Consider the following 24,208-nt stretch of genomic DNA (forward strand, 5'->3'; position numbering starts at 1 on the left):
GGGCATTTTTGTCACCCTTTTACCTACACAGTGGTCTGCCTCACAAAATTTTCGCTCAGATGAGCGAAAATTCGCGACGAAGCTGAAGTTTCTTCATAAATGGTGCCTGCGACGCGGTCCGGTCCCGCCGTCGATCGGGGGAACCGGGCCGCGTCTCGGGGAGATCAGGCGGGCAGATCGACCAGTTCCGCCAGCCGGGCGCGGTGGCGGCCCGGGGTGCCGAGGGCGATCTCGTCCGCCTTCGCCCGTTTCAGGTACAGGTGCGCCGGGTGTTCCCACGTCATCCCGATGCCGCCGTGCAGCTGGATCGCCTCCTCCGTCGCGTGGACGGCGATCGGCGCGTTGCGGGCCTGGGCCACCGCCACCGCGATCGGCACGTCGGTGCCCGTGGCGAGCGCGTCGGCGGCGTTGCGGGCCGCCGCGCGGGCGAGGACCAGGTCCGTGTACAGGTTCGCCAGCCGGTGCTTGAGCGACTGGAACCCGCCGACCGGGCGGCCGAACTGGTACCGGCCCTTCAGGTAGCGCACGGTCTCGGTGAGCGCCCACTCCGCGACGCCGGTCTGCTCCGACGCCAGGATGCCCGCCCCGAACAGCAGGGCCTGCTCCAGCGCCGCGGCGGCTTCCGGGCCCGCGGCGACCAGCGTGGCCGGGGTGTCCGAAAACCGCACGTCGGCCACCCGGCGCGTCAGGTCGAACGAGACCAGCTCCGACACCGCCGCGGCCGAGGCCTCGACCACGTACAGGGCGGGACCGTCCGGGCCGGCGGCCGGGACCACGAGCAGGTCGGCCACCGACGCGTCGGCGACCGTCCCCACTCGCCCGGTCAACGTCCCCTCGGCCGAGACGGTCACGGACGACGGGAAACCCGCGCCCGGGGCCGTCGACAGCGGGACGGCCAGCGCACCGATCGCCTGCCCGGTCGCGAGCCGGCCGACGAATTCGCGCGCGCCCACGTGCACCAGCGCTGTCGTCGCGAGCACGACGCTGCCGAGGAACGGCACCGGCGCCACACTGCGGCCCAGCTCCTCGGCCACCACGGCCACCTCGCGGGCCGACGCGCCGTGCCCGCCCAGCTCCTCCGGCACCGCCAGCCCGGCGACGCCGACCTCGTCGGCCAGCGTGCGCCACAGCTTCAGGTCGTACGGCTCCGCCGTCTCCACGCGGGCCAGCAGCGCCTCGGCCGAAGCCTTGTCCTTCAGCAGGTCCCGGACCGAAGCCCGCAGGTCTTCCTCGACGTCCGAGTACAGCAGGTCACTCATCGGGGCAGGTCCTTCCAGGCGACGTCCTTGTCGACGCGCGGCTCCGAGGGCAGCCCCAGCACGCGTTCGGCGATGATGTTGCGCAGGACCTCCGAGGTGCCGCCCTCGATGGAGTTGCCCTTCGCGCGCAGGTAGCGGTAACCGGCTTCGCGGCCGGTGAAGTCGACGATCGCCGGGCGCCGGAACGACCAGTCGTCGTAGGCCAGGCCCTCTTCGCCGAGCAGTTCGACCTCCAGGCCGGTGAGCGCCTGGTTGAGCTCCGAGAAGGCGACCTTCATGGCCGAGCCTTCCGGACCGGGCGCGCCCGCTGTCAGCTGCTGGCGCAGCCGGGTGCCGGCCAGCCGCAGCGTTTCCGCCTCGACCCAGTGCTGCACCAGCCGGTCACGCAGCTCCGGCGTGCGCAGCTCCGGCCGCTCCCGCCAGGTCTTCGCGACGATCCCGATCAGGCCGCCTTCGCGCGGCTGGACGTGCCCGCCGATCGCGACGCGCTCGTTCATCAGCGTGGTCTGCGCGACCTTCCAGCCCTCGCCGACCGCACCGAGGCGCTGGGTGTCCGGAATCCGGACTTCGGTGAGGAACACCTCGTTGAACTCGGCCTCGCCGGTGATCTGGCGCAGCGGCCGGACCTCGACACCGGGCGCGGTCATGTCGCACAGGAAGTACGTCATGCCCTGGTGCTTCGGCACGTCCGGATCGGTCCGGGTGACCAGGATCGCCCACTGCGACTCGTGCGCGCCGGACGTCCACACCTTCTGGCCGGTGACGATCCAGTCGTCGCCATCACGCACCGCGCGGGTGCCGAGCGCGGCCAGGTCGGAGCCGGCGCCGGGCTCGCTGAACAGCTGGCACCAGACCTCCTCGCCGGTCCACAATGGACGCAGGAAGCGCTCGCGCTGCTCCGGCGTGCCGAAGGCGAGGATGGTCGGCGCGGCCATGCCGAGGCCGATGCCGATCCGGCGCGGGTTGTTGTCCGGCGCGCCCGCCTCCGTGAACACTTCGTCCACAACGGACTGCAGCGCGCGCGGCGCGTTCTGCCCGCCGAGCCCGGCGGGGAAGTGGATCCAGGCGAGACCGGCGTCGAACCGGGCCCGCAGGAAGTCCAGGGGGGCTGTGTCATGGGGGTCGTGCGACGCCAGGAATTCGGTCGCCTGGCGGGTCAGGTCTTCGGCGGTGACAGTCACTTCGCGCCCTCCGAGAGGTACTTCTTCAGTTCGCGCCGGGCCAGCGAGCGCTTGTGGACCTCGTCCGGCCCGTCGGCCAGGCGCAGCGTGCGGTTCCCGGCCCACATGGCGGCCAGCGGGAAGTCCTGGCTGACCCCGCCCGCGCCGTGCACCTGCACGGCCTTGTCGAGGATCCACTCCACGGTGATCGGGGTGGAGATCTTGATCGCCTGGATCTCGGTGTGCGCGCCCTGGTTGCCGACGGTGTCCATCAGCCACGCGGTCTTGAGCACGAGCAGCCGCTGCTGCTCGATCTTGACGCGCGATTCGGCGATCCAGTCCTGCACCACACCCTGCTGGGCGATCGGCTTGCCGAACGCCTCCCGCGAGATCGCCCGGCGGCACATGAGCTCCAGCGCCCGCTCGGCCATCCCGATGGCGCGCATGCAGTGGTGGATGCGGCCCGGGCCGAGCCGGGCCTGGGCGATGGCGAACCCGTCGCCCTCGCCGGCGATGAGGTTCTCCACCGGCACGCGGACGTCCTCGAAGAGCACCTCGGCGTGGCCGCCGTGGTCGCTGTCGTCGTAGCCGAAGACGTGCATGCCGCGCTTGACCGTCAGGCCCGGCGTGTCGCGGGGGACGAGGATCATGCTCTGCTGCTTGTGCGGCGCGGCTTCGGGATCGGTCTTCCCCATCACGATGAAGATCTTGCACGCGGGGTTCATCGCGCCGGAGATGTACCACTTGCGGCCGTTGATCACGTACTCGTCGCCGTCGCGGCGGATGGCCGTCTCGATGTTGCGGGCGTCGGAGGAGGCGACGTCCGGCTCGGTCATCGCGAAGGCCGAGCGGATTTCCCCGTTCAGCAACGGTTCCAGCCACTGCTTCTGCTGCTGCTCGTTGCCGAACATGGTCAGCACTTCCATGTTCCCGGTGTCCGGCGCGGCGCAGTTGAGCGCGGTCGGCGCCAGCCGGATGCTGCGGCCGGTGATCTCCGCCAGCGGCGCGTACTGCAGGTTCGTCAGGCCCGCGCCGTGGTCGCCGGGGAGGAAGAAGTTCCACAGGCCGCGTTTGCGCGCTTCGGCCTTCAGTTCCTCCATGACCGGCGGGATGGCCCACGGGTCGTCGCGTTCGGCGAGCTGCCGCTCGAACACCGGCTCGGCGGGGTAGATGTGCGAGTCCATGAACTCGAGGAGCTGCCCGCGCAGCTCCTCGGTCTTCTCGTCGAACGCGAAGTCCATTTACTTCTCCTCTTTGAGAATCTCGTTGCCGTGCGCGATGAGCGGCGCGACCCCGGCACCGACGCCTTCGAAACCCGCCCCGACCGTCTGGCCCTTGCTGAAGCGGTAGTGGATACCTTCCAGGATCACGGCCAGCTTGAAGAACGCGAAGCTGACGTACCAGTTCAGCTGCGAGACGTCCCGCCCGGACAGCTCGGCGTAGCGGGCGACGACCTCGTCGGTGCCCGGGTAGCCCGGCGCCGAGCTGGCGTTGGACACGAACGGCAGCGACACCTTGTCGCGCTCGGCGTAGGCCACCAGCAGCGCGAGGTCGGTCAGCGGGTCGCCCAGCGTCGACATCTCCCAGTCGAGCACCGCCGAGATCCGGTCGTCGCCGTCGACCAGGACGTTGTCGAGGCGGTAGTCGCCGTGAATGATCGACGGCTCACCGGACACCGGCACCGCCGCCGCGAGCCGGTCGTGCAGCTCGTCGATGCCGGGGAGGTCGCGGCTGCGGGAGGCGTCGAGCTGCTTCTTCCACCGTCGCAGCTGCCGCTCCAGGAAGCCCTCCGGCCGGCCGAAGTCACCCAGCCCGACGGCGGCCGGGTCCACCGCGTGCAGGTCGACGAGGGTGCCGACCAGCGCGTCGGCCATCGCCCGGGTGCGGTCCGGGCCGAGTTCGCTCAGCTGCTCCGCGGTCCGGTACGGCGTGCCCTCGACGAAGCTCATCACGTAGAACGGTGCCCCGACGACGTCGGTGTCCTCGCACAGCAGCAGTGCTTCGGGCACCGGCACGGCGGTGTCACGCAGGCCCGAGATCACCCGGAACTCGCGGCTCATGTCGTGCGCCGTGGGCAGCACGTGCCCGAGCGGCGGGCGGCGCACCACCCAGCGCGTCCGGCCGTCGGCCACCACGTAGGTGAGGTTCGACCGGCCGCCCTCCACGACGTCCGCGGTCAGCTCCCCGTCGACCAGGCCGGCCCGCCGCGCGTCCAGGTGGGCGCGCAGCCGGCCGAGGTCGAGCCCGGGCGGATCGGTCCGGCTCATCGTGCCTCCATCAGCGTCATCGGGGCATCATACCGACCAGTCGGTATGCGCGGCCAGCGGCACTTTCACGTGAAAGTGCCGCTTTGTGGCGCAAAGCGGAGCTTTCACGTGAAAGTGCCGCTTTGGCGGGGGCGTCACGCGAGGAAACGCGTCACCCACTCGGCGACGCAGGCGGGCTTCGCTTCACCGTCGATCTCGACGGTCCACCGCGACACGGCCTGCTTGCCGCCCGGGATGTCGACGATCTCGACCAGTTCGGCCCCGGCGCGCACCTTCGAGCCGACCTTCACCGGCTGCGGGAAGCGGACCTTGTTGAGGCCGTAGTTGATGCCCATCCGGATCCCGTTGACCCGGTAGATCTTCGGGCCGAACGCCGAGAGCAGGGAGAGCGTCAGGAAGCCGTGGGCGATGGTGCCGCCGAACGGGCCCGCGGTCGCCATCGGCTCGTCGACGTGGATCCACTGGTGGTCGTCGGTGGCGTCGGCGAACTGGTTCACCCGGTCCTGGGTGATCTTGACCCATTCGCTGTACCCGAGGTGCTCGCCGACCGCGGCGGCGAAGGCGTCGAGGTTCTCGAACTCGCGCATCGGCCTCAGTCCTTCGGTCCGCCGGCGACGTAGATGACCTGGCCCGAGACGAACCCGGCGCCCTCGCTGACCAGGTACGAGGCCAGGTTGGCGATGTCCTCGGGCGTGCCGACGCGCTGCACCGGGATCTGCGACGCGGCCGCCGCCTTGAAGTCCTCGAAGCTCATGCCGATCCGCTCGGCGGTCGCCGCGGTCATGTCGGTGGCGATGAAGCCCGGCGCGATCGCGTTCGCGGTGACGTTGAACTTGCCGAGCTCGATGGCGAGGGTCTTGGTGAAACCCTGCATGCCGGCCTTCGCCGCGGAGTAGTTGACCTGGCCGCGGTTGCCCAGCGCCGAGGTGCTGGAGAGGTTGACGATCCGGCCGTACTTCTCCTGGGTCATGTACTTCTGCACCGCGCGGGTCATCAGGAACGAGCCCTTGAGGTGCACGCCGAGGACGGAGTCCCACTCCTGCTCGGTCATCTTGAAGATCAGGTTGTCGCGGGTGATGCCGGCGTTGTTGATCAGCACGACCGGCGGGCCGAGTTCGTCGGCGACGCGGGTGACGGCCGCCTCGACCTGCTCGGCGTCGCTGACGTCGAGGGCGACCCCGACGGCCTTGCCGCCCTTCGCGACGATCGCCTCGGCGCCCTGCTTGACGCCGGCCTCGTCCAGGTCCAGCAGCCCGACGGCGAAGCCGTCATCGGCCAGCCGGGCGGCCACGGCGGCACCGATGCCGCGGCCGGCACCGGTGACCACGGCGACACGGGAAGGGGAATCGGTCACGGGGGACCTCCTCGTCGTTGAGAAACGGGCTCGTGTCAGCGAGCCTACTAAGCGGTTGGTCACTTGGCGATACGCGGGAGGAGATCCCGATGTGACGTAGGCGCGCACAGGATCTTAGCCGTGTCGGCGGCGCGAAGCCGCCTGTTCCGAGTGGGAGAACGGGGTTGGCTCCGTTACTCCACGTGCCCAGCGGTGGCCGACGACGGGGCCGTTCGGCGCGTACCCGCGTCGAAGGTCGCGTTTGCGCGGGTCCGCCTTCCGGGTACCGGTTCAGGACCACGAGGTGGACGGGGTGCCTGCGGATGACGAACGACGTGCCGGACGTGCTCGCCGGGCGCTACGAAGTCGGGCCGTTGATCGGGAAGGGGGCCACCGCGCGGGTCTACCGGGCGGTGGACCGGGAGCTGGGGCGGGCGGTCGCCGTCAAGGTCTACGACCGGCACGCGGTGGCCGTGGAGCAGCTGCGCCGGGCGCGGGAGAAGGCCCTGCTGGCCAGCGTCCAGCACCCCGGGGTGGTGGCGTTGTTCGACAGCGGCACCGAGGGGGACCGGCCGTACCTGGTGATGCAGCTGGTCGACGGGGAGAACCTCGCCGAACGGCTGTGCGCCGGGCCGTTCACCGCGGAGCAGGTCGGCGAGCTGGGAGTCCGGCTGGCGCACGCCCTGGCCCACGTCCACGCGCGCGGCATCGTGCACCGCGACCTGAAGCCCGCGAACGTCCTGCTCGGCCCCGGCGGCCCGCTGATCACCGACTTCGGCATCGCGCACGCGCTGGACTCCACGCACCTCACCGGCACCGGACTGGTCACCGGCACCGCCGCGTACCTGGCGCCGGAGCAGATCCTGGGGGAGCAGGCCGGCCCGCCCGCCGACGTCTACGCCCTCGGACTGCTCCTGCTGGAGTGCCTGACCGCGCAGCGCGAGTTCCCGGGCACCCTGGCGGAGTCGGCGATGGCCCGGCTGCACCGGGCGCCCCGGATACCCGAGGGCACCCCGGACCCGCTCGCGCGCACGCTGAGCCGGATGACCGCCCGCGAACCCGCGGACCGGCCGGGTGCCGAGCTGCTGCTGCAGTTGCTGCGCGAGCCCGCCGTTCCGGCTACCGCGGCCGCGGTTCCGCTTGCCGCTCCGGTGCCCGCGCGCCGGCGGTGGGTGCCGGCTGCGGGCGGTGTGCTCGTGACGGCCGCCGCGGCGGCCGTGCTCGCGGTGGTGCTCGGCACTCCGGCCGAGACCGGGACCTCCCCGGCGCGGCTGCCCCAAGCCGCCCCGCCCACCACATCCGCCGCGGTCCCGCCGCCGAGCACCTCGTCCCCCGCGCCGGTCGTCGTGCCCGCCTCGGGGCGGGCCGAGAAGCCGGTGACGGTCGGGGTCGTGGGACCCGCCAAGACCGGCAAGGGGAATCCGGAGGGTGGTCCGGTGAAGCCCGATGGCGGCCCCGCGAAGCAGGATGGCGGTCCGCGCCCGGGCCGCGATGCCGGTCCGGCCGCCGGGAAGGACAAGGGGCCCGGAGGGACGACGGGGAAACGGTGACCGCTGCGGCCGAAGCCGGCCGGTGGTCCCGCCCGGCTCAGCGGCGTGGCCGCACGATGCGGGGTGCGGGCCGCGCGCCGGGCGGGCGCCTCGATCGCGGTGCCGGGCAGCGGCGCGCGCCGTCGGTTCGCGCCGTCCTCGCCTCCGGAGCCCGGAGTTCGCCCCGGACGGCCCTGATGAAGATGCGCCGCGTGGTCTCGGCCGGGGCTACGTCCAGGTCGCGTCGCAGGCGCCGCACGCACATCCGGTGCCAGCTGCGCACCTGGCCGAGCTCGCCGCGCCGGGCGTGCAGGACCATCAGCGTCTGGTACACCTCCTCCTGGTACGGGTCGATGTCCAGGATCCGGCGGCACGCGTCGACGGCCCCGGCGTGGTCACCCCGCAGCAGCGCGTCGGCGCGCAGGCAGGTCAGCGCGTGCAGCGCCCGGGTCCGGTAGTACGCCCGCTGTTCGTCGACCCAGTCGCCGTCCTCCCCGGCCAGGAAGTCGCCGGTGTACAGCCGGGCGGCCCGCCGGTAGCAGGCCGTGGCTTCGGCTCGCGCTCCCCGCGCCTCGGCGGCGTGCGCCGCGCGCAGGGCGCGGTCGAACTCGTCGATGTCCAGCCACAGGCCGGTGGCGTCGAGCCGGTAGCCGTGCTCGCGGTGGACGACTTCGATCGGCCGGTGGCCCGGTGCGCCGCCGGCCGCCTGGTCGAGCGTCCGGCGGAGGCCGTGCACCGCCACCTTCAGCGAACTCGACGATCGCGACCACGCGCCACCCGGCCACAACGTCTCGAACAGCTTCTCCCGCCGGATGATGCGCCCGCGGTTGAGCAGCAAGTACTGGAAGAGGTTGCGCGCCTTGCCCGCGTGCCAGCACGTCACCGCGGCACCGCCCACGGACACCTCGAAAGCGCCGAAACACCGCACCACGACCGCGGTATCATTGTTCCGGCCACCCCGGTTTTCCGGCGCCGTATCGTCGTTTCGCATGCTGCCGTCCCCCATCCGACCACGAAGAACCATTAGCTCGATGCGCGATTCCACGCTAAGCGGCCGTGCCCCGCCGTTCAATGCCGGGCCCGCCAACGAGGAACCGGTTCGGGACGATGGTCGACGGGTGGTGTCACGAACGTCGTAGCCCGTCTTCCGCTTCCGGCGGTGTCGCCGCTCATCCGCGGGCCGCAGAATCTCCGGTTGTTTGCCGCATTCCACCGAAGACCCCGGTCGAACGGAGGTGCCGATGACTTCGACGATGATTCCGAGTGGTTCGTTCCGATTTCCTTCAGCCCGGTCCGTGCCGGAGTTGCTGCTGCGCAGGATGCGCCTCGCGTGGCGGGAGGCACGGCCGGTGGTCCAGATCATTTTCCTGCTCCGCTTCGCCGCGGGTGCCGCGCTGGGGGTGGCGGGCAGTGCGTACGGTGCGGTGAACAGGCCCGCGCTCCTGGCGGCCGCGCTCGGCTGGCTCGCCGCGACGTGGGCCGTCTACCTGCTGAACGGGGTTGCGGACGTCGTCGAAGACCGCGCCAACGGCCAGGAGCGCCCCATCGCGCGGGGCGAACTGTCCCGGCGCTCGGCGAGCCGGATCGTCGGGGCGTTGTCGGTGGCCGCGCTCGTGTTCGCGGCGGCGGTGTCGACGACCCAGGTCCTGCTGACCGCGGCGATGCTCGGGGTCGGCTGGGCCTACTCGCTGGGGCCGTGGCCGCTCAAGGCCAACCTGGCCGGGTTCGTCGCGTCGGTGACCGCGCTGGGCATGCTCACCTACCTGGCCGGCTGGTCGGCGGCCGGCGGCGGCCGGGTGACCGAACCGGTGTTCCTCTTCGGCCTCATGATGTCCCTGTGGATGGGACTGGGCGGATCGACCAAGGACCTCGCCGACGCGAAAGGCGATCGGCTGGCCGGCCGGAAAACGCTGCCGGTGCTGCTCGGTGAGGGCCGGGCACGCGCGGTGATGGCCGTCGCGGCCGGTTCCGTCGGCGGCACCTTCACCATTCTTTGCGCTGTCCGGGGGATCGGAATACTCCCCGCGGCCGTAGTCGTGCTCGCCGGATCGGCAGCGCTTTCCGGCACGGTGCTCACGTCGCTGAGCCGCGGTGCCCGATCCGCGCAACGCCGCCCTTATCGGGTGTTCATGGTGACCCAATACTGTGCGCACATCGCGTTGTTCGGCTGCCTTGGGCTGACTTCGCCGCTGTGAGAGAATCGTCGGCGTGGCCGATGAAGACGGGATGTTCCCCGCCGCTCTCCGGCGGGCGACCGTGCGGTCGTTCCGGAAACAGCTGCAGGCGGAGCGCAACCGCCTGGCCGAAGTCCCGGAGGCCACCGCCCAGCTGCTGCGCCAGGCCGAGTCCGTGCTCGAGGACGTCGAGACCGCGATCGCCGGCACCCCGGCACCCCCGACCGAGGGCGAACGGCTCAGCGTCGAGATCGGGGCCAGCCGTGCGAGCCGGGGCGTGCACCCGATCGAGTCGGCCCACGCCGCGGTGACGATGTACCGGGTCCTGCTCCCGGTGGTGCTGGAGCGGACCCGGCTGCGTGGTGACCAGGACTCCACGCTGCTCACCGCCGCCGGCGCGCTGCAGGAGTCGATCATGCACCGCGTCGGGATCGGCGCGGTGTCCTACGCGAGCTTCCTGCTCGAAAAGGTGAACCACTCCCACCGCGACGAACGGCGCCGGATCGGCCGGGAGCTGCACGATCGCGCCGCCCATTCGGTCGGCGTGGCCCTGCAGGACCTCGAGCTGTACGACGTCTACGCCGACACGGATCCGGCCCGGGCCCGTGCCCGGATCGGCACCGCCCGCACGGCGTTGCGCGAGGCGCTCGACTCGATCCGGGGGCTGGCCAGGGAACTGCGGGAGTCCGCGGTCGAGGTCGGCGGCCTCGCGAAGGCCCTCGACGACTACGTGGCCACGCGGGTCCCGCCGTGCATCCGCGCCACGGTGTCGGTGACCGGCGACGAGCACCTGCCGGACGAGGTGTGCGAGGAGCTGTACGTCGTGCTCCGCGAAGCCGTCCGGAACGCCGTCCTGCATTCGGGCGCGAAAACGCTGGAGGTGACCGTGACGGTGGCCGGCGCGGAGGCGCACGCGACCGTGCGGGACGACGGGCGCGGGTTCGACCTCGCCGCCGCGCTGGCCGCGCGCTCGGGGGTCGGGCTGTCGTCCATGCGTGAACGGCTCGAACTTCTGGGCGGCACCTTCTCGATCACCGCCACCCCGGACGTCGGGACGGAGATTTCGATCGTGATCACCCACCTCGGAGCTCATCGATGACCGGTGCGAGCGAGACGAAGGTGACCATCGTCGTCGCCGACGACCACACGCTGTTCCGCCAGGGGCTGCGCGAGCTGCTGTCCACGGACCCGGAATTCGACGTCACCGGCGAAGCCGCCCACGGGGACGAGGTCATCACGCTGGTGCAGCGCCACCGGCCGAACGTCCTGCTGCTCGACGTGGAGATGCCCGGGCCCGGCGCGAAAGCGGTGATCGAGCGGGTCCGGCGGACGTCCCCCGACACGGCCGTGGTCATCCTGACCATGCACGACGCGCCCGCGCTCGTGCGCGACCTGCTGGACTACGGCGCGGCGGCGTACCTGGTGAAGAGCATCGCCCGCGACGAGCTCATCACCGCGATCCGGTCGGTGAGCCGCACCCGGGACAACGTGCTGCTGTCGATCCCGCGCGCGACGATGGAGTCGCTCGAACGCCAGCAGGAGCAGCGGACCCTGCTCTCCGATCGGGAGCTGGAGGTGCTCCGGCTGGTCGCCGCGGCGATGAGCAACGCCCAGATCGCCTCCTGCCTGTTCATCAGCGAGGGCACCGTGAAACGGCACCTCACCAACATTTACGGCAAGCTGGGGGCGGTGTCCCGCGTCGACGCGATCAAGAAGGCGGCCCAGGCCCGGCTCATCGACGGCCTCGACCGCTGACTACTGTCCATTGAGGACTCGCACATAACCGTGACGTAGCCGTCGTCTGCGATTCTCCGGGTATCGGAAAAACTTCGATACCCTCGGAGGTTCGCATGGCAGCGATGTGGATCGACTCGATGCCCCAGCCGTGTCCGCGCTGTGCGCGGTCGACGGTGCTGGCCACGTTGCGGTGGCGGCGGCAGTGGGTGCACGTGGGCACCTGGCGGCCCGAGTGCGAGCGAACGGCCGCACCGGCGGTTCCGGGCGGCCCCCTCGCCGGCGCGAACAGGTGACCACGACAACGAAAATCCCCGGCCACCGCAAGGTGACCGGGGATTTTCGTGCGGGGGCTCAGGAGGTGAGCCGGAACCGGAAGCTCCGGAACAGCTCCGTCTCGGCGCGGTCCGGGCCCCGCAACCGGAGGGCGTAGCTGACCAGCGCGTGGTCCAGCATGTACAGCCGGTTCCCCTCGGCCCGGCCGCCGTCGGACAGGTGGTCGACGACCCAGGCCACCGCCGATCGGCCGCCGTACCGGGCCGACGGCGCGAAGAGCCGGTCCGCCTCCCCGATCTCGCCCAGCATGTTCAGCGCGTAGCTGAACGGATAAGGACGGTTGGTGCGGTCCAGCTCCGTCCGGTCCAGGTCGGGGTAGGAGTCCACCAGGCGGTCCAGCCCCCGCTCGGTGATCAGGTCCGGCCGGCCGGTCACCATGGCCGTCTCGATCATGTAGGGGTAGGCGATCCCGTTGCGGAAGAAGTTCGCGCCGGGATCGGCGTGCTCCCACTGCCCGAGCACGTCTTCCACGAAGGCGTCCAGGTCCGGCACCTCGGTGGCCAGGCGGCCCAGGTTGTGCAGCGCCACGAGGTAGTACAGCGCCATGTGGGTCCGCTCCACCGGATCGATGCGGCCCAGCAGCTCCTTCGCCTCCGCCAGCCGGTCCTTCCGGTAGGTCAGGTACTCGGCGCGACCGGACATCGCGATGGCGTTCAGCATGGTCAGCAGCGGGTAGATCGTCCCGAACGCTTCGGTCATCGGCTGCGGGAAGGCCGGCGGGAGGTTCACCTCGTCCGCGCGGTCGAGGTGGTCCAGGACTTCCTTCAGGTAGTCCCGGGGTCCGCCGGAGACGTACTCGTCGTAGCCCAGCAGCGAGAGCACCGACAGCAGCATGGAACCACCGCGCCCGCGGAAGAAGGGCGCGGGGATCCGCTCCAGCAGGTCCAGCGCCTCGCGGACGTGGTCGCGTTCGCCGGCGACCAGCCGGTCGGCCAGGCCCAGCTGCCCCAGGGCGAGGAACACCGCGGTACAAGCGGAAAGCCGCTCGTAGTCGCCGTGGCGGCCGCTGTTCTCGTCCTTGATCCGGTCGGGCCGGATCTGATCGGTCGCGGCGAGGATCTCCGCCGGGAAGTCCATCCACTCGTTGACCAGCAGCTTGTGGTCCAGCCCCAGCTTGGCGAACGCGTCCATCAGGATGCTGCCCGCGGTGACGCGGTAGTACGGGTTCTCCTCCGACCGCACGGCATCCACAATGGACCCGACGGCCGAGCCGACGTCGACCCGGGAGAAGTCCGTGGCCGGGTTCGCCACGTTCAGGATCAGATCCGCCAGCAGCCGGGAGAACAGCGTGTAGGAGTTGGCCGGCGGCACCTTGGCCGCCAGCAGGCCGAACGTGTGCCGGATCCGTTCGGCGGCGACGGGGTCGTAGCCGATGGGGTACTGGCCGAGCCCGATGCCGCGGACCATGCGGCTCCACGGCGTCGCGATCATCCGGGACTCGGTGGTGAGGTCGTCCAGCCCGGTCACCGGCAGGGCCGGCGATGCACTGGTCATGGGTCAGCCCTCCTCCTTCTGCCGGGCGTGCGGGAGCCCGGTGGTGTGTTGTGCGGTGACGGCCGGGCGCGTGCTCGGCCGCGGTGAGCGGGGGGCGTGCTGCCCGGGCACCGCGCGACGGCGCGTGGTGCGGCCCGCGGACGTCGTCCGACGACGTGGCCGCTCCAGGTGGGCCAGCGGCGGCACCGGCACCCCCAGGAACTCCGTCCGTTCGCCGGTCAGCATCTGCAGCGCCCAGTTCAGCCACTTGACGCCCTCGCAGTAGATGGCCACCGGCCGGCGCTGCGCCTGGTAGGTGTCGGTCAGCGTGCCGTCCAGCTCGGACTGGAAGTGGAACGGCGGCATCGCCGTGAAGTGGGTGCCCATCATGAAGACGAACCGGATGAGCCAGTAGGGATCCTTGAGCTGGCGGGATTCCGGGTCGTCCCGGTGCACGGCCGCCATCACGGCGGCGAAGTGGTCCTCCATCCCGCGCGGCGCGTCCGGGTCGACGGATCCGCCCCGGGCCACCACATCCCGTACCCCGTAGGACTTCTGGTACGGGTTCCCCGCCACGAACCCGATGTCGACCCGGGGCGTCCGGCCCGCGCCGGTCCGGACCCGCAGGGTGAACTGCTCGTAGTGGATCTCGTCGTAGTGGCCGATGGAGTTGTGCCAGGGCTTGTTGTCGTACATCGCGTCGTCGCGGGTGTCCCGGCCCTCGCTCTTGAAGCCGATCGCCCGCGGGTCCAGGAACCGGATGCCGAGGGACTCCGCCGTGATCGCCGCCAGTGCCGCGTCGATCTCCTCGCGTGCAGCGCCCGTCTCGATCAGCCACTGGGCGTGCAGCAGCGGGACGGTGTTCTCGACCTTGATGTTCTCGGTGTTCGTGTCCCCCATGACCAGGGAGTGGAACCGCGGCTCCAGGATCCGGAGGTACTCCGGGTGGGCGCGGAACCGGGCCAGCAGCGCCGGCGCGTTGAGGTAGCTCACGCCGTCGATGACGATCCGTTCGGTGTCGAGCAGCTCCGGGGTGAAGGTGCGCGGCGCCGTGCGCCGGCACAGGGCCAGCCGGTCCTCGATCTTCCGGAAGTAGGAGACGTCCAGGGTCTCGCCCGGCGCCGGGACGCGGTTCACCGTGTGCACCTCCCGGTTCAGCACCCGGAAGATCTGCTCGTAGAGGCGGGCGACCACCGCCGGTGGTGGCGAGTTCCGCTCCACGAACCGGCTGACCTCCTCGCCCGGGACGTAGCTCATCTCGTAGATGACTTCCCTGCGGGTGGCCGGGCCGTCCGTGCGCAGGTGCGGCGGGACCGGGATGGCCCGCTCCCGGATGTCGTAGACCTCGGGGAAGTACCGCCGCACGGCCTCCGGCAGGGCCTGCAGGTACTCCGCCTGCTTCCGGGCCTTGGCGAACGGCGGCAGCATCACGCCGCGGCCGTCCGGGTTCCAGCTGACCGTCGTCAGCGCCTCGCTCAGCACCTTCCGGACGATGGTCCGGTCTTCGCCGTCCTTCCGCAGGAAGATCGTCATCGACTCGCTGCCGCCCTTGCCGAAGCCCAGCACGCGTTCCCCGATGCCGACGTAGGCGTTGACGGTCCCGCTGAGCACCCGCCGGCTCTGGGCGTAGCGCAGCACCTTCTCGTGCTCCACGGTCAAGGACAGGATGCACTGGTCCTCGAACTCGTCCAGCGCCGCGTTGAGGCCTCTCGTCCGGATTTCCGCGGGGGAGGACACCGGGATGACGTCGGCGTGGTGCGGCCCGGCGTCGACGCCGGCGGCCTCCAGCGCCGACCCGAGCGCCAGGACCCGGCAGTTCCCGTTGAGGTGCACGCGCCGGAGCCCGCTGTCGAGAGCGCCGTCGAGGAAGACGCCGCGAGTGGCGGCCGCGATGTCCTTGGCCGACCACAGCGGGACGCCCGCCGGCGAGACGAGGGGCAGCTCGGGGTGGGTCAGCGCGGACAGCAGGCGGTCGAGCGCGGCCTCCAGATCGAGGCCCGGGCCGATCTCCCGGGACAGGTCGTGGAGGGCCACGACGTCGGCCAGTGGCGCCGCGCCGGACGCCGCCAGTGCCGCCAGCCAGCCGACGGGGTCGCTTCCCTCGAGGTAGCAGTCGTTCTGCCGGAACAGCGCCGGCCGGTCGTGGCGCAGCGCCTGGAACAGGGCCTGCTGACGCGGGATGGCCGTCTCGCCGCGGTCGGCGAGCCGGTCGAAGTGGACGACCACGACTTCGTGCTGCCCGGTGGTGGCGAGCGTCCGGTCGGTGACGCGGCCCGCCTGGTCGAGCACCCTGAGCTCGGTGTGCACCTGTCCCGGCCGGTCCCCGGTGAGCTCCTTCGTCAGCCGCGCCCGCAGCACCAGCTCGCCGTGGCCGGCGTCGACGTCCGCGCGGTGCCGGTAGGTGTGCTGGCAGACCTCGAGAAGCTCGTAGAAGGCCGGTGCGGCGTCCCGCTCGGGACGGAGCAGCTCGTCGGTGACGACGCGCCGCAGGGTCCGGTGGAGGTACTCCTCGCCGAACGGATGGCCCGACGTCAGCCGGAAGAGGTCGCGGAGCGGCTCGAGGTGCTCGTCGGCCAGGCGGTCGCCCGAGTCGCGCAGCTTCGCCAGCTCGCCCAGCACGACGTCGACCTGCTTCAGCACGCCGAGGACCGGGTCGGTCGTGCCGGTGTAGGCGGTGACGGGGACGGCGAGGCTGTTGTCGGTCAGCAGCTGCACGGACTTTTCCCCCGGCCCCAGCTCCACCACCAGCTCGGGGTGCAGGTCCGCCAGTGTCGCCGCGGTCTCCCGCGACGCCATGACCTCGTCGGTGATCGCGAGGATGCCGGTGCGGACGTCCTCGGCCGTGGTGAGCAGCCCCGCGCCGTGGTTCGAGACCACCGGGGTGTGCGGGGTGCGGAACTCGAGGCCCTTCGCGTCCAGGAAGCGGCCGAGGGTTTCCCGCACGCCGCTCATCCGGCCGGAATGGGCCAGGAAGTTCGTCGGTTTCTTCAGCTCCTCCGCCCGCACCCCGGGGAACCGGCCGATGAACTCGTCGAAATCCGTCTTGACGCCGCGGCGGACGTACACATTCGTCTGCCGGTCCGAATAGAACTTGTGGATTTCGACATCGACCTTGGGGAATTCCTTCCCGATCTCGCAGAGGGTCACGGCGAGTTCTTCGGGATCACCCTTCAGGGCGACGACGTGGAACGGTTCGGGGACCAGTTGCCGGCCGTGCAGCGATTCCGGGAGGTACGCGGCGACCTCGCGGGCGATCGGTTCTTCGGGAACCGCGCCTTCGGCGGCCACCAGCATCAGCGGCGTGAAGACCCGCGCGATCTCGACGCCGTCGCCGACGGACAGCGCCCCGCTCGCCACGGCCGACGTGATGATCCCGAAGCTTTCCCCGGTGTAGGCCACGAAGTGCAGGGGGATCCCGCTCTTCGCCGCCGTGTCCCGCAGGTGGGCCTCCAGCGCCAGGCTGTGCGTCAGGATCGCCGCGCCGAGGAAAGCCTGCTGCGCCAGCCTTTCCGCCGGAAGGTTCTCCGGGATCAGCAGAAGCTTCTCCGGGTGGCCGGGGACGCCGTACGCCCGCGCGGCCTGGTCGTACACCTCGCGGACTGCCGGGCTCCCGGAATCCAGCAGGTGCCGGCCGAGGTTCTGGTACGCGGCGCGGCTGCCCAGGCCGGGGAAGACCCCGGCGACGGGGTGCGGCCCGGGCGACGGCGCACGCTTGCGGGCGGGGGGAATGGTGCGCTGGCCGAGCGGGTGCCCGGTCGAACGTGCACGGGAAGGAACCAATCTCATCGTCTCTCCCTGAGTTGTCCGGAGTTCGTCCTCGACGGGAAACGGGAACCTCGCGCTACCGCCGATCGGCGTCGCGTGGTATCGAAAGTAGGAGCGCCGGACAGCGGGCTCAAGCGAATCGGTGCTGGTGGAGCCGATGAGACAGGCGGCAGTGTTACCAAAGTCGTAGCGACGATGGCACTTCCGTGGGCGGTGCCCGTTCCGGCGTCCCGCCTACGCTGAGGTCATTCACCCACGAGGCGTGCACAGGAAATGGAGGGTAGTCATGCCTATCGGGCTTCTCGCCTTGGCGCTGGGAGGCTTCGGCATCGGGCTCACCGAGTTCGGGATCGTGGGTCTGCTTCCCGAGGTGGCGGCGGACTTCGGGGTCACCGAGCCGGTGGCCGGGTACCTGGTCTCGGGTTACGCGCTCAGCGTCGCCTTCGGCGCCATCGCGCTGACCCTGGCGATCACCCGGTTCGACCGGAAGAAGGTGCTGCTCGGGCTGATGGTGCTGTTCATCGCGGGCAACCTGATTTCGGCGGTCGCACCGGTCTACTCGGTGATGCTGCTCGGCCGGATCGTGGCGGCCCTGTGCCACGGCGCGTTCTTCAGCGTCGGTGCGGTGGTCGCGGCGGAGATGGTTCCGGAGAACCGGAAGGCGAGCGCGATCGCGTTGATGTTCGGTGGCCTGACGGTGGCCAACGTGCTCGGCGTCCCGCTCGGCACCCTGCTCGGCCAGCAGCTGGGCTGGCGTTCGACGTTCTGGGCGATCACCGCCATCGGTGTCGTCACCCTGGCCGGCATCGGGGTGCTGGTTCCGCAGCCGGAGCCCGTCGGCCGGACCAGCCTGCGCGGTGAGCTCGGCGTGTTCCGCCGGCCCCAGGTCTGGATCTCGGCGGCGATCACCGTGCTGTCCTACGGCGGTATGTTCGGCGCGTTCACCTACATCGCCTTCACGCTCACCGAGGTCAGCGGCTTCGCGGCCACCACGGTGCCGTGGCTGCTGGTGCTGTTCGGGGTCGGCATGTTCGCCGGCAACTTCGTCGGCGGCAAGGCGGCGGACCGGGCGCTGGACAAGTCCCTGCTGGTGATCTTCACCCTGCTCACGGCGGTGCTCGCGGTGTTCGCACTGACCGCCCACAGTCAGGTCCTGACGATCATCTCGCTGTTCCTGATGGGCACCGTCGGCCTGGCGGCCGCGCCCGGCCTGCAGCTGCGGATCATGCGGTACGCCGACGACGCGCCGACGATGGCCTCCGGCGCCAACATCGCGGCCTTCAACATCGGCAACGCGCTCGGGGCGTGGCTCGGTGGCCTGGCCTTGGCCGCCGGACTCGGGTTCGTCTCGCCGCTGTGGGTCGGCGCCGCGGTCAACGTGGTGGGCCTGGCCGTCCTGGCGGCCGGGTCGGCGGCGGCGCGGCGGCGGCGCCCGGAGGTCACGGGGACGTCGCAGAAAACTCCCCAGGCGGCCATCAGCTGACGCACTTTTCCTGGAGCCGGACGCCCGCTTCCGCACCGGAAGCGGGCGTTTCGGTGCTCGGGTCCCGCGTGGGCTGGCCGTCTTGCCCGGAGCTGGGAAGGCGGCTCGCTCACGGGTGGGAGCACCGCGTCGCTGTTCGTGCCGGCGGTGGCCGCGATGAGACGGCGCTGTCCGCGGCCGGCGTGCCGGCGCGCGGAGCCCTGTGGCAGAACGGATTCCGGTGGGGGTCGGCGTGGTGCCGGAGGTCGCGGCGGGGCTGGGGAGGCCCGCGGGTCCTGGCGGTTGTTGCGGACCGGACCGGGCAGCGCGCGGGGTCTGGCGCGGGCGAACGCGGTGCGCACCACCCCGGCGGCGAAGCTCGGCGCACGCCGCGCCGGCGGCGGGTCAGCGCTTGCAGGGGCCGAAGTAGCGGCACTCGATCAACGCGCGCGGGTCGAGGGATCGCGCGCGCGGCTCGAGGGTGTCGAGCAGCGTCGCGATTTCGTCCAGGTCCACGACACCCGTCGCGGTCAGCGGGAAGAACCGCTCGCTGGTGTCGTGCTCGGAGCAGCCGTTGCCCCTGAGGTTGCCCGCCGGGACGACGGTGAACACCTCCTCGCCCTGGTCGTCGAAGGTGAAGTGGCTCTGCAGCCGCACCGGGGTGGTGCCGGCGACGTCGTTGATCCGCTGACCGCCGTAGCTGGCGGGGTAGTGCCAGCCGGCGCGCGGGTCGCCGGCGAACCAGGCCTCGCCCGGATCGCTGGCGCCGTCGAGGTGCCAGCCCCGCCCGGTGAGGAACTCGTGCACGTGGAGCTGGCGGGTGAGCACCAGATCGGTCGGCGGCGTGGTCATCGTGCTTCCCTTCGGACGAGGCGGATTACCCGCGCTCAGTGTCGCCTCCGAGGGGTAGCCACGAACGGGTGACCTGCGTCCGTGGACCGAGACAGTGCGACGGGCTAGACGATCCCGGCCGAGATCAGCAGCTGCCAGATCTCGCCCTGGTCGACGACCTCGACGCCGTGCTTCTCCGCCTTGGTCAGCTTGCTCGCCCCGACGTCGGCGCCGGTGATGAGCAGGTCCGTGCTCGCCGAAACCGAGGTCGCCGTGGTCGCGCCCGCCTTCTCGCACAGCCGCTGGAACGTCGGGCGGGGGACCTTCTCACCCGACCGGGGGTCGCTGATCGAACCGGTGACCACCACCGTCTTGCCCGCCAGTGGTGCGCCGGCCGCGACGACCGGCGGGAGGTCCTCCTCGCGCACGTCCAGCGAAACCCCGGCCTTCCGCAGGCGTTCGAGCTCGGGACGCAGCCGGGTGAGGTGCTCGATCAGCGACGCCGCGACCTTCGGCCCGATGTCCTCCACGGCCACGAGCCCCTCGACACCGGCGTCCGCGACGTCTTCCAGCGAGCCGAACCCCGCGCGGCACAGGCGGGTGGCCGTGCCTTCGGACGCCATCGGGATCGCCAGCCCGATCAGCGCCCGGCGCAGGCCGACCGACCGGCTCGCGTCGATCGACTCGATCATCCGCGTGGCCGAAACCTCGCCGATGCGGTCGAACTCGAGCAGCTTCTCCTTGGTCAGCGCGTAGAAGTCCGAAGGGTGCTCCAGGATGCCCGCCTCGGCCAGCCGTTCGATCCACACACCGCCGACGGCCTCGATGTCCGCCGCCGCCCGTGACGCCCAGTGGATCAGCCGCCGCACGGTCTGGGCCGGGCAGGAAACGTTGGTGCAGAACAGTTCCCGGCTGTTGCCCTGCTCGGTGAGCGGCTGCCCGCACGACGGGCACGCGTCCGGCGGGACGATCTCCCGCTCGGCACCCGTGCGCTTCGAGGCGTCGAGCACGCCGGCGACGAACGGGATCACGTCGCCGGCCCGGCGCACCAGCACGGTGTCGCCGATCTTGATGCCGCGGGCGCGGATCACCTCCTGGTTGGCCAGTGTCGCGCGGGTGACCGTGGTGCCGCCCACGAACACCGGTTCCAGCCAGGCGACCGGGGCGATCTTGCCCGTCTTGCCGACGTCCCAGACCACATCGGCCAGGACGGTGGTCTTTTCCTCGGCGGCGAACTTGAACGCCAGCGCGCCGCGGGGCGAGCTCGAGCGGGTCCCGGCCGCCGCGTAGGCGTCCCGGCTCGCCAGCCGCAGCACGGCGCCGTCGAGGTCGTAGTCCAGCTCGTGGCGCTGCTCCTCGATTTCGCCGATCACTGCCTGCGCCTCGGCGGCGTCGGCGCAGTGCCGCATGTCGGCCGCGGTGAAGCCGAGCGTGTGCAGCGCGCGGCCGAGGTCGGTCTCCGCGTTGTCGGGCTCGGTGGACAGGTCGAACGCGAAGAACCGCAGGCGCCGCTCGGCGACGGTGGCGGGATCCTTGGCACGCAGGGTGCCGGCGGCGGCGTTGCGCGGGTTGATCAGCGGCTTGTCCGGGTGGGCGGTGTTGTAGGCGGCGAAGGTCGAGCGCAGCATGACGGCCTCGCCGCGGACCTCGACGCGGCCCGGCGCGTCGACCCGGGCGGGGATCCCGTCGGTCAGGGCCCGCACGAGCATCGTCACGTCGTCGCCGGTCGTGCCGTCCCCGCGGGTGATCGCCCTGGCCAGCCGCCCGTTTTCGTAGACGACGGCCAGCGAGAGCCCGTCCAGCTTCGGCATGACGACCACCGGCTGCCCGGGGAAGCGGTCGAAGAAGGCCGCGACCTGCTCGGGCTTGGTCGCCTTCTCCAGGGAGAGCATCGGGCGCGAGTGCCGGATCGGCGCGTGCAGCACCGCGGGCGCGCCGACCTGGTCGAGCGGGTTCGGGTCGGGGGCGAGCTCCGGGTGCGCCCCGATCAGGCTCCGCAACTCGTCTTCGACGACGTCGTACTCCGCGTCGGCCACCAGCGGCGAGCCCCGGTAGTAGGCGTCACGCAGCACCACGATGCGGTCGGCGAGTTCCTGGATGCGCTCCTGAGCGTTCACGCCTGAGGACGTTACCGGGCACGTCCGACAAAAACCGGCCGCGGCCGGTGCCGCGGGCCGCCGACGACGGTGGACGAGGCCGTCGGGCACCGAAACCGCATCCTGGAAGAACTCCAGGCTTACGATGGCGATCATGCGATTCGCCATCAAGACCTCGCCCCAGAACACCGAATGGGCCGCCATGCTCGCCGTGTGGCAGGCCGCGGACGAAATCGAACTGTTCGAGTCCGGCTGGACCTTCGACCACTTCTACCCCATTTTCTCCGATTCGACCGGCCCCTGCCTGGAAGGGTGGGTGACGCTCACCGCGCTCGCGCAGGCCACCAAGCGGCTGCGGCTGGGCACGCTGGTCAGCGGCATCCACTACCGCCACCCCGCGCTGCTCGCGAACATGGCCGCGACGCTCGACATCGTCTCCGGCGGGCGGCTGGAGATCGGCGTCGGCGCCGGCTGGAACGAAGAGGAGTCGGGCGCGTACGGCATGGAGCTGGGCTCGATCAAGGAGCGCAGCGACCGGTTCGAGGAAGCCTGCGAGGTCCTCGTCGGGCTGCTGACGCAGGAGACCACCACCTTCCGGGGTGAGCACTACCAGCTGACCGACGCCCGCTGCGAGCCGAAGGGCGTGCAGAAGCCGCACCCGCCGATCTGCATCGGCGGCAGCGGCGAGAAGCGCACGCTGCGCACGACCGCGAAGTACGCCCAGCACTGGAACTTCGTCGGCGGCACGCCCGAAGAATTCGCCCACAAGCGTGACGTGCTGCACCGCCACTGCGCGGACATCGGCCGCGACCCGGCCGAGATCACGCTGTCCTCGCACGTCCGCCTCGGCCCGGACCTCGACTACGCCAAGGTGGCGGCGGACGCAGAGGCGCTCGGCGAGGCCGGTGTGGACCTGGCGATCGTCTACCTGTCGCCGCCGCACACCCCGGCGGTGCTGGAGCCGCTGGCGAAGGTGCTCGAGCCGCTGCGCTGAACCGCGGAGCCGGCCGGGTCGTCGCCGCGCGACGACGGCCGCCCGGTCATAGCGCCGGCGTGGTGCCGTCCGCCTGGCGGACCCCCTCCCGGACGCCGACGAGGATGCCGCCTGACCGAGCCGCGCATCGAAGACCGCCCGGCTCGGTCAGGTCGCTTGCGGGCGTGCCGCAGTGCCCGGTGTGCGGCCGGCGGCGCAAGCCGCCGAACCGGCGAAGGCGGGTTCCGCGGATCGTCACTCACGGTGGCCGGGTGCGGGCCGTGTCGGGCCGGATCGCGAAGGTCCCGGGCTCGTGGAGTGACAGCACCGGCGGCGCGCCGCCGTCCGGCCCGCGGTGTCGTGGCTTCTCCCGGTGCTCGCCGGAAATCCCGGACGTCGAAAAGCTCGGTTTCGTGATCAATGGACCGTGAGAGCGACCGTCAAGATATTTCTGTTGCGACGCGTAAACTGTTTCACTCGATCGTGTGATGCTGAAATTCGGGCTCCGGTGCTTGTTGGCGAAAAGTAATGACGCCGGTAGGGTCGTGCCGTCGAGAGCAGCCCGAATGGTTGATTCTTTCGCTACTCGCCTTCCGCAATTACGAAGCAGAAAGAAACAGTATTGAACTTCGAAGCACTCGCCGGCGAGCTGCGGAACCTGCGGGAAAACGTCGCCGGGGTCACCGATACGGTGCTGGCCGCGGTCGACGGCATCCCGATCATCGCCGACGCCGCCGACGACATCGACCCGGCGAAGATCTCCGCGCTCGCCGCGGCCGATCTGGGGATCGCGCGGCAGGCAGCCGAAATCACCGGCAAGGGGACGTTGCACCAGACCGTGGTGTTCGGCAGCGAGGGCTATATGGCCGTCTACGCCATCGGGCGGCTGGCGCTGATGGTCGTGCTGGGGGACAAAGGTCTGAACGTCGGTCGCCTCCTTTTCGAATCCCGGCCCGTCATCGAGCGGATCGCCTCGATCCTGGCCGCGTAGCACGTCGGCCGACCACCCGTTCACGGAAGGAAGCAGCACGATGATGAACATCGACACGGCACTCAAGGAAGCCATGTCCATCAACGGCGCCGTCGGCGTCGCGCTGGTCGACTACGAAAGCGGCATGTCACTCGGTACCAGCGGCGGCGGTGACTGGCTGGATCTGGAGGTTGCGGCGGCCGGCAACACTGAGGTGGTGCGGTCGAAACTGCGGGTCATGTCCTCGCTGGCGCTCAACGATTCCATCGAGGACATCCTGATCACGTTGCACCGCCAGTACCACCTGATCCGGCTGCTGAACTCGGTCGGTGCCCGGAATTCGCTGTTCCTGTACCTGGTGCTGGACCGCGACCGGGCGAACCTGGCGCTGGCCCGGCACTACCTCAAACGCATCGAAACGGATCTCCAGGTGTAGCTCGGGAGGAGGAGGCGATGACCGGAGGCGGCTCCCGCGCCGCACTCGTCATCGGCTCGGCGTTCGTGCACGATCTCGGTGCTCCGTTCCCCGTGACGATGAGCCTCGCCGGTGAAGAGCTGGCGTTCACGTTCGTTTCGTCCTGTCCGTCGCCCGACGCCGTCGCGGAGTGGGTCCGGCTGCGGTCGGGTGCCGTCGTGGCCGGCCGGGTGCTGCGGTTCTTCGTCGACGCGAACGGGCGGCGGATCCGCGTCGAGCTCGCCGGATCTGCGATCCGGGCCCTGGTCGTGCTCGCCGACGAGGTGGCGGCCGAGCCGGGGCCCCCCCCCCCGCGCCGGCCCCGGCGGGGCCCGAGGCCCAGGCGCCGGGGGGGGGGGGTGGGGGCGGGGGCGCGGGTGGGGGCGGGCGGG

The 24,208-nt window shown here is 71.1% G+C and carries 19 protein-coding genes and 1 pseudogene; 9 read left to right on the forward strand and 11 right to left on the reverse strand.

Translation table 11 applies throughout. The annotated features are described in order from the left end of the window. Nucleotides 1–164: 164 nt before the first annotated feature. The 6 genes from AB0F15_RS15180 to fabG all read right to left on the reverse strand — a co-directional run bounded on the left by AB0F15_RS15180 (nt 165) and on the right by fabG (nt 6,040). Complete coding sequence (locus tag AB0F15_RS15180; protein ID WP_360270230.1) at nt 165–1,259, reverse strand: acyl-CoA dehydrogenase family protein; 1,095 nt, start codon at nt 1,257–1,259, stop codon at nt 165–167. Further along, nucleotides 1,256–2,440, reverse strand: coding sequence for an acyl-CoA dehydrogenase family protein (locus AB0F15_RS15185; protein WP_360270232.1), 1,185 nt, complete (start codon nt 2,438–2,440; stop codon nt 1,256–1,258). The genes AB0F15_RS15180 and AB0F15_RS15185 overlap by 4 nt, the downstream gene beginning before the upstream one ends. Further along, on the reverse strand, nt 2,437–3,660 hold the full coding sequence (locus tag AB0F15_RS15190; RefSeq protein WP_360270234.1) for an acyl-CoA dehydrogenase family protein: 1,224 nt from the start codon (nt 3,658–3,660) through the stop codon (nt 2,437–2,439). Before AB0F15_RS15190 ends, AB0F15_RS15185 begins: the two co-directional genes overlap by 4 nt. Continuing rightward, on the reverse strand, nt 3,661–4,686 hold the full coding sequence (locus tag AB0F15_RS15195; protein WP_360270236.1) for a phosphotransferase family protein: 1,026 nt from the start codon (nt 4,684–4,686) through the stop codon (nt 3,661–3,663). A 134-nt stretch (nt 4,687–4,820) separates the two neighbouring features. Then, the gene (locus AB0F15_RS15200) at nt 4,821–5,273 is read right to left on the reverse strand and encodes a MaoC family dehydratase (RefSeq protein ID WP_360270238.1); all 453 of its coding nucleotides are present in this window, start codon (nt 5,271–5,273) and stop codon (nt 4,821–4,823) included. Between the two features lie 5 nt (nt 5,274–5,278). After that, nucleotides 5,279–6,040 carry a 3-oxoacyl-ACP reductase FabG gene (gene fabG / locus AB0F15_RS15205; protein WP_360270240.1) on the reverse strand — a complete coding sequence of 254 codons (762 nt, stop codon included), beginning with the start codon at nt 6,038–6,040 and terminating at the stop codon, nt 5,279–5,281. A gap of 302 nt (nt 6,041–6,342) precedes the next feature. On the opposite strand from fabG, the gene AB0F15_RS15210 reads away from it, so the two are divergent. Beyond that, nucleotides 6,343–7,569 carry a serine/threonine-protein kinase gene (locus AB0F15_RS15210; protein ID WP_360270242.1) on the forward strand — a complete coding sequence of 409 codons (1,227 nt, stop codon included), beginning with the start codon at nt 6,343–6,345 and terminating at the stop codon, nt 7,567–7,569. Nucleotides 7,570–7,606: 37 nt separating this feature from the next. Here the strand turns inward: AB0F15_RS15210 and AB0F15_RS15215 are convergent, their stop codons facing one another. Continuing rightward, nucleotides 7,607–8,539, reverse strand: a complete 933-nt coding sequence (locus AB0F15_RS15215) for a BTAD domain-containing putative transcriptional regulator (RefSeq protein WP_360270244.1) — start codon at nt 8,537–8,539, stop codon at nt 7,607–7,609. 358 nt (nt 8,540–8,897) lie between these two features. Here AB0F15_RS15215 and AB0F15_RS15220 point away from each other — a divergent pair, with 358 nt between their 5' ends. Genes AB0F15_RS15220 through AB0F15_RS15230 form a run of 3 tightly spaced genes read left to right on the forward strand, consistent with a single transcriptional unit; the run spans nt 8,898 to nt 11,477 of the window. Further along, on the forward strand, nt 8,898–9,743 hold the full coding sequence (locus tag AB0F15_RS15220) for a UbiA family prenyltransferase (protein ID WP_360270246.1): 846 nt from the start codon (nt 8,898–8,900) through the stop codon (nt 9,741–9,743). Between the two features lie 13 nt (nt 9,744–9,756). Further along, complete coding sequence (locus AB0F15_RS15225; protein ID WP_360270248.1) at nt 9,757–10,821, forward strand: ATP-binding protein; 1,065 nt, start codon at nt 9,757–9,759, stop codon at nt 10,819–10,821. After that, entirely contained in the window at nt 10,818–11,477 is a 660-nt protein-coding gene (locus AB0F15_RS15230) for a response regulator transcription factor (protein ID WP_360270249.1), read from the forward strand. Before AB0F15_RS15225 ends, AB0F15_RS15230 begins: the two co-directional genes overlap by 4 nt. A 333-nt stretch (nt 11,478–11,810) precedes the next feature. Here the strand turns inward: AB0F15_RS15230 and AB0F15_RS15235 are convergent, their stop codons facing one another. Both AB0F15_RS15235 and AB0F15_RS15240 read right to left on the reverse strand, forming a co-directional pair. Continuing rightward, entirely contained in the window at nt 11,811–13,286 is a 1,476-nt protein-coding gene (locus AB0F15_RS15235) for a hypothetical protein (protein WP_360270251.1), read from the reverse strand. A gap of 3 nt (nt 13,287–13,289) precedes the next feature. Then, nucleotides 13,290–17,051 carry an ACP S-malonyltransferase gene (locus AB0F15_RS15240; RefSeq protein ID WP_360270253.1) on the reverse strand — a complete coding sequence of 1,254 codons (3,762 nt, stop codon included), beginning with the start codon at nt 17,049–17,051 and terminating at the stop codon, nt 13,290–13,292. Nucleotides 17,052–17,316: 265 nt separating this feature from the next. Between AB0F15_RS15240 and AB0F15_RS15245 the strand changes: the two genes are divergently transcribed. Next, nucleotides 17,317–18,513, forward strand: coding sequence for an MFS transporter (locus AB0F15_RS15245; protein WP_360270254.1), 1,197 nt, complete (start codon nt 17,317–17,319; stop codon nt 18,511–18,513). A gap of 384 nt (nt 18,514–18,897) precedes the next feature. On the opposite strand, the gene AB0F15_RS15250 is transcribed toward AB0F15_RS15245, so the two are convergent. Together AB0F15_RS15250 and ligA are read right to left on the reverse strand one after the other, a co-directional pair. Beyond that, on the reverse strand, nt 18,898–19,344 hold the full coding sequence (locus AB0F15_RS15250; RefSeq protein WP_360270255.1) for a hypothetical protein: 447 nt from the start codon (nt 19,342–19,344) through the stop codon (nt 18,898–18,900). Between the two features lie 104 nt (nt 19,345–19,448). Continuing rightward, complete coding sequence (gene ligA, locus AB0F15_RS15255) at nt 19,449–21,440, reverse strand: NAD-dependent DNA ligase LigA (RefSeq protein ID WP_360270257.1); 1,992 nt, start codon at nt 21,438–21,440, stop codon at nt 19,449–19,451. Between the two features lie 133 nt (nt 21,441–21,573). On the opposite strand from ligA, the gene AB0F15_RS15260 reads away from it, so the two are divergent. The 4 genes and pseudogenes from AB0F15_RS15260 to AB0F15_RS15275 form a co-directional block, all read left to right on the forward strand. Continuing rightward, on the forward strand, nt 21,574–22,413 hold the full coding sequence (locus AB0F15_RS15260; RefSeq protein ID WP_360270258.1) for an LLM class F420-dependent oxidoreductase: 840 nt from the start codon (nt 21,574–21,576) through the stop codon (nt 22,411–22,413). Between the two features lie 601 nt (nt 22,414–23,014). After that, a complete protein-coding gene (locus AB0F15_RS15265; protein WP_360270260.1) occupies nt 23,015–23,383 on the forward strand; it encodes a roadblock/LC7 domain-containing protein in 369 nt (122 codons plus the stop codon). Between the two features lie 43 nt (nt 23,384–23,426). Beyond that, nucleotides 23,427–23,798 carry a hypothetical protein gene (locus tag AB0F15_RS15270; RefSeq protein WP_360270268.1) on the forward strand — a complete coding sequence of 124 codons (372 nt, stop codon included), beginning with the start codon at nt 23,427–23,429 and terminating at the stop codon, nt 23,796–23,798. Between the two features lie 17 nt (nt 23,799–23,815). Then, nucleotides 23,816–24,208, forward strand: a pseudogene (locus tag AB0F15_RS15275) (hypothetical protein); the annotation flags it as partial.

This window comes from Amycolatopsis sp. NPDC026612 (genome assembly GCF_040638285.1).
Taxonomy (GTDB): Bacteria; Actinomycetota; Actinomycetes; order Mycobacteriales; family Pseudonocardiaceae; genus Amycolatopsis.

Bases quoted from the DNA above. Each gene is read 5' to 3' on its own strand.
- AB0F15_RS15215 (WP_360270244.1), bottom strand. From the start codon at position 8,539: ATGCGAAACGACGATACGGCGCCGGAAAACCGGGGTGGCCGGAACAAT.
- AB0F15_RS15200 (WP_360270238.1), bottom strand. From the start codon at position 5,273: ATGCGCGAGTTCGAGAACCTCGACGCCTTCGCCGCCGCGGTCGGCGAG.
- AB0F15_RS15235 (WP_360270251.1), bottom strand. From the start codon at position 13,286: ATGACCAGTGCATCGCCGGCCCTGCCGGTGACCGGGCTGGACGACCTC.
- AB0F15_RS15195 (WP_360270236.1), bottom strand. From the start codon at position 4,686: ATGAGCCGGACCGATCCGCCCGGGCTCGACCTCGGCCGGCTGCGCGCC.
- AB0F15_RS15190 (WP_360270234.1), bottom strand. From the start codon at position 3,660: ATGGACTTCGCGTTCGACGAGAAGACCGAGGAGCTGCGCGGGCAGCTC.
- AB0F15_RS15210 (WP_360270242.1), top strand. From the start codon at position 6,343: ATGACGAACGACGTGCCGGACGTGCTCGCCGGGCGCTACGAAGTCGGG.
- AB0F15_RS15240 (WP_360270253.1), bottom strand. From the start codon at position 17,051: ATGAGATTGGTTCCTTCCCGTGCACGTTCGACCGGGCACCCGCTCGGC.
- AB0F15_RS15245 (WP_360270254.1), top strand. From the start codon at position 17,317: ATGCCTATCGGGCTTCTCGCCTTGGCGCTGGGAGGCTTCGGCATCGGG.
- AB0F15_RS15250 (WP_360270255.1), bottom strand. From the start codon at position 19,344: ATGACCACGCCGCCGACCGATCTGGTGCTCACCCGCCAGCTCCACGTG.
- AB0F15_RS15230 (WP_360270249.1), top strand. From the start codon at position 10,818: ATGACCGGTGCGAGCGAGACGAAGGTGACCATCGTCGTCGCCGACGAC.
- AB0F15_RS15270 (WP_360270268.1), top strand. From the start codon at position 23,427: ATGAACATCGACACGGCACTCAAGGAAGCCATGTCCATCAACGGCGCC.
- AB0F15_RS15180 (WP_360270230.1), bottom strand. From the start codon at position 1,259: ATGAGTGACCTGCTGTACTCGGACGTCGAGGAAGACCTGCGGGCTTCG.
- AB0F15_RS15260 (WP_360270258.1), top strand. From the start codon at position 21,574: ATGCGATTCGCCATCAAGACCTCGCCCCAGAACACCGAATGGGCCGCC.